Raw genomic sequence first — 4308 nt, forward strand, 5'->3', positions numbered from 1 at the left:
GTATGGATTTAGAAATTTTGAAAATTTTCGAGTTAGATGCTTGTTAAATTGGTATACCAACTATTAGTTAAGCATAACAAGTACTGAAGAACCAACAATTTTTAAATCAGGGATGCAATAATATTAATACTCATAGCTAAAATGGTGGTATTGAAAAAGAAGGATAATATGCCATGTAACAGAGTCAAGCGTCTCATGTCGGGTGATGTTGTCTGCACATCTGAAACTTGACTGGTCATGCCGACAACAAATGAATAATATAAAAATTCCCAGTAGTCTGGATAGTCGTTATGAGGAAAATCTAAACCTCCAGTGATTTCTTGACTATGATTACGATTAATATATTTGTAATAGCTGTGCGCATATTGTACTGCAAACATCGTATGCACTAATAACCAGGAACCAACAATGGTCATAATTGAAAGTATGACATGTAGGGTAAGCAGAATTATTGACAATCCTTTTTTATCAGTTAGTAAAAACCCAATAGCTAAAACACTGGCACAAGCAGCAGCAATCACAAGCATAAATATAGCTAAATGTCCTTCATATTCACTCTCAGCATAACGGCGAATTTTTTCTGGGTTAGCCTCGATCATTTTCCACCACGTTATCGCTAAGAAAAAGTCAATACCAAAGTTCCAAGCGCAGAGAATGCGAGTAGGTAAGTGCAGAGAATGCGGCAGGATTAGTAAAACTAATACAGCGAGTCCGATAGCAATGATTAATCGGGGTCGAGAGTCAAAGTTTTTAAATAAATTAAGTTTCACAAATTTTGCGATCGCAGAGTTTAACTAATTTGTAATTCATCATTTTCGGTGAAACATTACACTACATTACACAATCGTCATTCCAGATTTTATTAGGGTCTAAATCCACATAAGTAGATGGACAAAATATTACAACCATTACAAACTCAGTGAATCAATCCAATACTTTGCGAATGTCTCACTCGTAATGACATTGTGTAATTAATTTTGTCCAACTACTTCTTTATCTTCCCAGTCTTTAACTCCAGTTTTTAGTTCAATTAAAAATTATTTGAACTTAGCTCTAATCGTCTCTATTCGTTGGCGATTAACACCCAAATCGCTCTGACCTAAACGTGAAGCTGAACGCACGTGGATAACATTTGCATTCCGGTCTAGATAGAATTCTACATCATCCACAAATCCCAGTAAAGCACTTTTAAATTCTGCATATAAATAATCTTGACTTTCGGTAATGATTTTGGTTCTTGGTAAAGACTCAATAATCTGTTTAAGATTAGTAATCGCTTCTTCTGGAGTAGATGTAAAAGTCAGTGGTGCAATTTGGTGAGATGCATCTGTACTCTGACTAGAAACGCAGTTAGGGGTATTAGGGCAAGATGCTAATTTACCGTTGCTAATACCTAAATTATTTGGCCGTTTGCCAGCAAAAACCATAATTATGTCTCCGGGTAAGTGAATAAATATACTCTCACATATTGGTTTGAATCACTGTAATACTTTGCTGCGATCGCATCTTCTGGCAAATGACAGATTCACTAAAACATCGGTGATGCGATCGCTCTTTATGACTCGTATTTGACTTTTTCATAAAAAAGCCTGTATTTTTTGCTCAATAAAGCTTACAGGCTATATTACACCTATACCGAGTCACTTCAGACTAGGCGATACTCAAATTAACTCGGACAATCAAATCGTTGTAATCTCGATCGCCGCCATTTGCCAAATCCTCAAAGCCAAAAGCGTTATTCCCTAACAGGCGAATATGAGCTGCTTTGTCAGTGTTAGCGCCCAAGAAGGAAAAGTAAACCGCCGGATCGTTATTGGGATTGCTATCAAGAATTGCATCAGCCCCGCCATCAACAATGATAAATGGGACGAAAATAGCACCAGGTTGGAAAGTGCCTGTAAAACTTGCTGTACCTTGGTTAGCCACACTCAAATCCATACCAGCGACACGGTGACTAATCGCAGCTTGAGTATAACCCGCCTGTCCAACCAGCACATCTGCCGTACCATCGCCATTGGTATCGATGCCACCATTCTCATCAGTTATCTGATAAAAGCCGACAAAGTTGTTAAAAGCTGCTTCTCTATGAACTACAAATTCGGCTTTCACCAATTGTTTTACATCCCGTAAATCAATTAGTTCGGGTTCATATTTTCCTTGAAGACCAGTACCTAGAGGTGGATCTTGCTCTGTTGCTGCAATCTTGACAACCAAATTCTGGAAGTTGAGAGAGAATCCTGTATCGTCCACATTCGTATCCGAGGAAAAAAGCACCTGAGAAAAAGGGGTTTGTCCAGATAGCACCGCCTGAGTAGTGCTGCTACGGATTAAATAAAATCTGAGGTTGCTCTCAGAGTTGAACTCCAGTAACCTGCTGAGGTCAGTGGGATTAAAACCATTGGGTAGTTTGGCAAGAGATGAAAGAAGCACCGTTGCTCGTTGGAGAGCTAGTTCGGTGTAATTTGCAGCACCAGGGGCTACGCCATTAATCCTACCTTCTGCATCATCAACGACAAATACACCCAGTTCATTGACTTCTTCAGAGGTGTTGCTTTTAATCTTGACTGAGAGTTTGGCTTTTTCCCCATTAACTTGATTTTTGATCGTAAAGATATCACCTGTAATTCTTGTGAGTAGGCTGATTGATTCAGTTTCAGCAGTAATTCCTTGAGCAACGGTGAGTGCAAACACATCACTGACTTCAGCCCCAACCGAATCTTTGGCGGTAACTTTGATGTTCGAGCTACCCAAGTTATTATTCGTCGGAATGCCGCTGAAAGTACGCTTATTAGGATCGAAGCTTAACCAGCTGGGTAGTAGGTCGCCGTTTTCGAGAGTAGCAGTGTAGGTTAGGGTATCTTCAATATCTACATCGCTAAAGGTGTTTTCAGGGATAGTGAAGTTAAAGGTAGTTTCTGCCGTAACTTTTTGGTCAGCGATCGCCCGATCTACAATTGGTGGATTGTTAGCTTTAGCAATTGTGAGTGCAAATATATCACTAATTTCAGCAAGAGCCGGATCTGTGGCGGTGACTTTTATGTTCAAGCTACCCACATTATCATTCGTAGGAGTGCCGCTGAAGGTAAGCTCGTTAGCATTGAAGCTTAACCAACTAGGTAGTGGATCGCCATTGTCTAAGGTAGCAGAGTAAGTCAGGGTATCTTCAATATCGACATCGCTAAAAGTATTTTCAGGAATGGTGAAGTTGAAGGTAGTTTTTGCTGTGGCCTTTTGGTCAGCGATCGCCCGATCTACAATTGGTACACTATTGAACTTAGCAACTGTCAATACAAACACATCACTGACTTCATCCCCAGAAATATCCTTGACAGTGACTTTGATATTCTGATTACCCAAATTCTCCATCGTCGGAGTACCACTAAAATTTCGGGTAGCAGAATTAAAAGTTAGCCAACTGGGCAGTGGATCGCCGTTTTCGAGAGTAGCAGTGTAGGTGAGGCTATCGCCAGCATCGATATCAATGAAAGTATTTTCTGGGATAGTGAAATTAAACTGCGTATTTATGACTACCTTTCGATTAGCGATCGCCTCAACTAACTCTGGTGCATCGTTAACGTTCTTAACAGTGAGTGCAAAATCATCACTGACTTCAACCCCAAAAATATCCCTAGCAGTAACTTTAATGTTGAGGTTACTCACGTCCGCATTTAAGGGAGTGCCATTAAAGGTTTTGGTAGCAGCATTAAAACTCAACCAACTGGGTAGAAGATCCCCGTTTTCAAGAGTGGCAGTATAAGTGAGACTATCACCAGCATCGACATCAATGAAGGTATCTTCTGACAAAGTGAAATTGAAAACCGTGTCTTCTATTGCTTCTTGGTTTGCAATTTCGTTCATCACCTCTGGTGCATCATTGGCGTTTTTAACAGTGAGTACAAACACATCACTGACTTGAGCAAGAGCCGTATCTGTGGCAGTAACTTTAATGTTGAGGCTACCAACGTCTGCATTTAAAGGAGTGCCACTGAAGGTTTTAGTATTAGCATTAAAGCTCAACCAACTCGGCAGAGCGTTGCCGTTTTCCAAGGTTGCAGTATAGGTAAGATTATCGCCAGCATCGATATCAATGAAGGTGTCTTCTGAAAAAGTGAAATTAAAAACCGTGTCTTCTGTTGCTTGTTGGTTAGCAATTTCATTCCCTACCTCTGGCGGATCGTTGACGTTTTGAACGGTGAGTACAAAAACATCATTCGCTTGGGCAAGAGCAGTATCTGTGGCGATAACTTTAATGTTGAGGCTACCCACGTTTGCATTTAAGGGAGTGCCACTGAAGGTTTTGGTTGCAGC

Annotated in this window: 3 protein-coding genes; all 3 read right to left on the reverse strand. The window is 40.3% G+C overall.

Features of this window, described 5'->3' with window-relative positions:
- Nucleotides 1-101: 101 nt before the first annotated feature.
- A complete protein-coding gene (locus tag V7K45_RS21580; RefSeq protein ID WP_335007037.1) occupies nucleotides 102-770 on the reverse strand; it encodes a DUF1345 domain-containing protein in 669 nt (222 codons plus the stop codon).
- Between the two features lie 267 nt (nucleotides 771-1037).
- Complete coding sequence (locus V7K45_RS21585; protein ID WP_335007039.1) at nucleotides 1038-1427, reverse strand: DUF1499 domain-containing protein; 390 nt, start codon at nucleotides 1425-1427, stop codon at nucleotides 1038-1040.
- A gap of 223 nt (nucleotides 1428-1650) precedes the next feature.
- A partial coding sequence (locus V7K45_RS21590) for a putative Ig domain-containing protein (RefSeq protein ID WP_335007041.1) occupies nucleotides 1651-4308 on the reverse strand: 2658 nt, incomplete at its 5' end.

It is taken from the genome of Nostoc sp. (assembly GCF_036917375.1).
Classification (GTDB): domain Bacteria; phylum Cyanobacteriota; class Cyanobacteriia; order Cyanobacteriales; family Nostocaceae; genus Nostoc.

Coding starts and splice junctions, on each gene's coding strand:
- V7K45_RS21585 (WP_335007039.1), bottom strand. CDS start 1,427: ATGGTTTTTGCTGGCAAACGGCCAAATAATTTAGGTATTAGCAACGGT.